The organism is Paenibacillus sp. 3LSP, from assembly GCF_032465655.1.
GTDB classification, from domain to species: domain Bacteria; phylum Bacillota; class Bacilli; order Paenibacillales; family Paenibacillaceae; genus Fontibacillus; species Fontibacillus barengoltzii.
Window position 1 is genome coordinate 1 of the sequence record NZ_JAWDJI010000028.1, and the last position, 4,270, is coordinate 4,270.

The window sequence follows — 4,270 nt, forward strand, 5'->3', positions numbered from 1 at the left end:
GACTTTGTGTGTGTAAAAGAAAATGGTCAACCAGTTACTCCCAATTCAATCAAGTGGTATACTGCAAAATTACGCAAACAAACAAAAGTGAATTTTAATTTCCACTCATTTCGCCATACACATGCTACCATGCTTTTAGAACAAGGAGCAAAACCTAAAGAAATACAAGCAAGATTAGGGCATTCTAGATTAGCTACTACTATGGATACTTACGCACATGTAACTAAAAAAATGAAAAAAGACACTATCGACATCTTTGAAAAGATGTTACGTGATAATGTCTTTTAATCATCTCCCATTTTAACGTGGGAAAAATGTGGGAAAAGTCAGCGCAAGGGTTTTAATGAATAGAGAAAAACCCTTGCTACTTCTTCGGTTCATCCTCATCCATTTTCAGAACGGCCATGAAGGCTTCTTATAGTCTTGTATTCTAAAAGTATTACATACATTTTCAATAAGTTTTAAATTGCTTCATATAGAAGTCTTTGCAATTGCTTCATGTTCTATTGTTTTTTCACACTACTTCGTATCATCTCAAATTTTTATGTGGTTTTATATATCCTCGGTGGGATAAATGTGGGAGATATAATCTTTATCTTACTTTTAACAGTTACTCTGCTGATTGCTAATAAAGTTCTTAATCGCAAAAAATCATAGTTATCGCTTAGGAATCGTCAATACATATTCTGGAAAATCTATATCAATAGTTTGACCATCAATTACATCGCCTTTTAAATCATTGGTTCGGCGTAATTTGATAAAACATTTTCTACCAGCAAATTTCTTAATGTCCATTGTTCCATCTAATCCTAAAGGCATACCTTCTGGAATTTTATAAGCTTTATTTACGTCTTCACGCACCAAACGTTTTGATTCACAACGCCCCAATTCTAACTTAGGGTTTTCGGCATCCATAAAGAATATATAACCATGATTAAAAGGTTGTGCCCCATTTTGAGGAACCAACCAACCAGCGCCACGAAATACACCTAAACTAAACTCGTTAAATACTTCTAGTTTAGCTAAATAATTACCATTCTTTTTAACTGGCGATTTAGCGATGATATTATCATGTTTACTTGGTGTAGGGATTTCAGAACTACTATCAGCCGAATCGTTGTCCTTTCCTTTTCCCGCATTCGCATAAGCATTCCAAGCATTAGCATCACCATAGAAGTAATTTTTATCATAAGGAGTTGAAGTATATTGCCACATAACTGCATTAGACCAGTGTTTAATAGCAGGGAATTCTGATTGATAAGCTGCTACCCACAGACCATAATCAGCTTGAACAATTTCTGAAAAATCTTCTTCAAATAATACTGATGCAGAAGTATAAACTAATGCCTTGATACCCGTCTTCTGTTGAATACGATCGAGCATCTGTTTAAGTACTCCTGTTCCTTGTCGTCCATACATCTCATAATCAAGTACTAAAATGCCTTTCCCAATATATCCTTGGACATTATTTAAAAAGAAATCAGTTTGAGCTTTCCAATCTTCTCCGTTAATAAAATGATAAACTCCAAAAGGTTTACCGGCATTAACTGCTTGTTGCACAAAAGGATCACAGTAACAATCAACAAACCCCGTTCCTTCAGTTGCTTTAAACATATAAGCATCAGCAGGATAATCTACGATATTTTTTGATCCATTATTATTTGATAAATCTACTACATTCAATGTCATTGTTTTTCTCTCCAATCTTTTGGTTTTTTATAACTTAAAGCTTGCTGACTATCTGAAAATCCTTTTGTTGTTGGATCGACAATATAGCCATATAAGGCAAATACCAACGCAAATAATTGTGCAGGATTCATCACGATATTTTTCACAATTTGCACAACACCATTCCATGTTGTAACATCAGCTTCCGTCACATGCGCAACGGATCCGATAGTACTAAACAAAAACAAAATAAATGGCACCCAAAACTGCGGATTTTTAAATCTAGTTTTCCAATTGATCATTCGAGACCCCTTCTTTCAATTTAATATTTTCTAGTTTCAATACCTCATTTTCCCGCTGTAAAAGTTCGTTTTGCCCTTCTAATTTCTCAATTTCCAACTTGTAGAAATTGATTTCTTTTTCATACTTTTCTTGGAGCTTTTCGACTTTTCCTTCGAGTTTGTCTACTTTTTGCTGTAGTTGCTGATTTAATTCTTTATATTGCTCATACAATGAAGTAGCGTTCTTAATGTTTTCATTTTCTAAAGTCACTTTGTTAGTTGACTTAGTTGCTAAAAATGTTCCAACTGCTGTAATTAAAGCAGTAACTACCATTGCTAAGTGCTGTTGCTCAATATGCAAATTACTGACCTCACTTCCATCCACAATAAAAAGCGCACTCGTTTGAGTACGCTTCTATTCTTCACTATTAATAATCTCATCCGCTTCTTCATCTGTGATACATAACGGAACGAACTGTCGAACCTGTTCTTCTGTAAAACAGCCCCAGTCAAACATCATTTTCACATCGCTAAAACTGAACATACTACTCGCCTCCTTCTGATTCTGGATTTAATTGCTCTTTAATTTCTGCAATATCCTTGCTGTTTTGAAGTGAAGCAAGCATTGTCTTTGAATTGATTTGTGCTAAATTGTCAGCTTTTTCTTTCAATGTAGTATTTTCCTGTTTAATTGCTACATCATTTAGCATGAGTTTGGCATTGAGCTGTTTTAGATTACCATTCTCGTGTTCCAGAGCCTCGTACACTGCTTCAAGATTATTTAGCTTATTGTGATCCAATACATTCGTCAAAACAATCCATCGGTTTTCTTGCGGATCAAATAATTGATCATTAATTGTTAACGACTCCCCATCTGAACGAATTCCTTCTAATGGTGGGACATCAGTAAACGGGACAGTCATAACCATATCATCTACCACTTTTCCGGCATATTCCCCACCAGGCTTGCCATACTTCCAAATATCTTTCATTTATTTCACTCCTTTAATCTAAGATTCTATTTCCATAATGTGTAGCGTATTTATCTGTGCAAAATCTACTGTCTTTGATTCCTCTCCCTCATACACAATACTAAACATAGAACCAGCTTTGGCTTCAAAGATTCGAGAGAAATGAATCCCATGTTTCCATTGAAGAACATTAGTTGAATCGCCTGTTCCACCAGCATATCCAATTTGGTTTGTTTCCTCATCATCTCTATAAAAAACTAGATATGCATATTTCCCACTACTTGATCCCCCAAATTGCAATCTAGCCAATCCTTCAATCAATAGCGTACAATCTCGGACTACTTCAGCTTCCCATCTCCCTGAATTCCATACTAATGGCGATTCTTTCATTGCTCTGTTTTGTTGTTTACCAATAGTTGTAACTTCATCTCCGATAACTAATCTTGCTTTGTGTGGTATCTTCGTTAACTCTTTACCAGTTCCATACCAGGCTTCAAACGGAAGTGCGTTATCAACCAATACTGGTATTTGGTTTACCATGGGCGTTTCTAAAAAGTTCTTAGTTCCATCTACAGATTGTGGCTCAGTTAAGCTCACAGAATCATTCAAGCCTTTTTCAGTATATTCAGGTGTGACATCCCAGCTGTAGTCGTTCGGATTGTTGCTGTCTTTCAATCCTTCACCGAAGTATTTAAATTGACTGATATTAGGGGTTCGGGTGTCGCCTTTTTCAATCTTGAGCCAGTCAATTTGACATGCGCCAACGGTTTCTTTGGGTTGTTGATAAATTGTCAGATTTGATGGATATGGTTCATAAATTTCTGAGACTGTGAATGTTAATTGCCAGACATCAGTTAAACCTTCCACAGGTATCATGTCACCGTATTTAATCATTCCGTGATCATATACTCTAAACGCTTGACTAGCTGGTTTACTAGCTTTCATTGTAAGGGTATATGTTTGACCTACGACAAATGGTTCAATCATAGTTCCGAGATATATTTGATTGTTGCTAGTTTTAATAGGAAACACTTTTGCTGGATCAGCAATATTCTCTTCTAAAGCTACCTTACTCAAGCAATACGGAGCATCGAACAAATTTGGCTGATAGGGTGTATTTTTTGATGTAGCAGAGTCCACTTTTTCTAATTTAATATCGTAACCAATGCAATACTTGCCCACTGTATCTTCAGGGAAATACCACTGTAAATATGGTGCAAAGTTGCCATCCGTTAAATCAGCTGGTACGGTAAATGTTTTGCTAGTACGTACGAATTTATCATTACTATCAGCAGTAGGATACAATACTACTGGTCTAACACTATCGGGTTTAGGTGTAGTAGTGTACAC

7 protein-coding genes are annotated in these 4,270 nt (G+C 35.9%); 1 reads left to right on the forward strand and 6 read right to left on the reverse strand.

What is annotated here, in order from left to right; all coding sequences use genetic code 11:
* A partial coding sequence (locus RW092_RS01385; protein WP_316009316.1) for a tyrosine-type recombinase/integrase occupies window positions 1-288 on the forward strand: 288 nt, incomplete at its 5' end.
* A 369-nt stretch (window positions 289-657) separates the two neighbouring features.
* Here RW092_RS01385 and RW092_RS01390 read toward each other — a convergent pair.
* From RW092_RS01390 to RW092_RS01415, 6 genes are all read right to left on the reverse strand, one after another.
* On the reverse strand, window positions 658-1,689 hold the full coding sequence (locus tag RW092_RS01390) for a GH25 family lysozyme (protein WP_316002585.1): 1,032 nt from the start codon (window positions 1,687-1,689) through the stop codon (window positions 658-660).
* Window positions 1,686-1,970, reverse strand: coding sequence for a phage holin (locus tag RW092_RS01395; RefSeq protein WP_316002586.1), 285 nt, complete (start codon window positions 1,968-1,970; stop codon window positions 1,686-1,688). The genes RW092_RS01390 and RW092_RS01395 overlap by 4 nt, the downstream gene beginning before the upstream one ends.
* Window positions 1,951-2,334, reverse strand: a complete 384-nt coding sequence (locus RW092_RS01400) for a hypothetical protein (RefSeq protein ID WP_316009317.1) — start codon at window positions 2,332-2,334, stop codon at window positions 1,951-1,953. Before RW092_RS01400 ends, RW092_RS01395 begins: the two co-directional genes overlap by 20 nt.
* 30 nt (window positions 2,335-2,364) lie before the next feature.
* Entirely contained in the window at window positions 2,365-2,493 is a 129-nt protein-coding gene (locus RW092_RS01405; RefSeq protein ID WP_047927170.1) for an XkdX family protein, read from the reverse strand.
* Between the two features lies 1 nt (window position 2,494).
* Entirely contained in the window at window positions 2,495-2,941 is a 447-nt protein-coding gene (locus RW092_RS01410; RefSeq protein WP_316002587.1) for a hypothetical protein, read from the reverse strand.
* An 18-nt stretch (window positions 2,942-2,959) separates the two neighbouring features.
* Window positions 2,960-4,270, reverse strand: a 1,311-nt coding sequence (locus tag RW092_RS01415; protein WP_316009318.1) for a hypothetical protein, incomplete at its 5' end; no start/stop codon positions are given.

Bases quoted from the DNA above. Each gene is read 5' to 3' on its own strand.
- RW092_RS01390 (WP_316002585.1), bottom strand. From the start codon at position 1,689: ATGACATTGAATGTAGTAGATTTATCAAATAATAATGGATCAAAAAAT.
- RW092_RS01395 (WP_316002586.1), bottom strand. From the start codon at position 1,970: ATGATCAATTGGAAAACTAGATTTAAAAATCCGCAGTTTTGGGTGCCA.
- RW092_RS01405 (WP_047927170.1), bottom strand. From the start codon at position 2,493: ATGTTCAGTTTTAGCGATGTGAAAATGATGTTTGACTGGGGCTGTTTT.
- RW092_RS01410 (WP_316002587.1), bottom strand. From the start codon at position 2,941: ATGAAAGATATTTGGAAGTATGGCAAGCCTGGTGGGGAATATGCCGGA.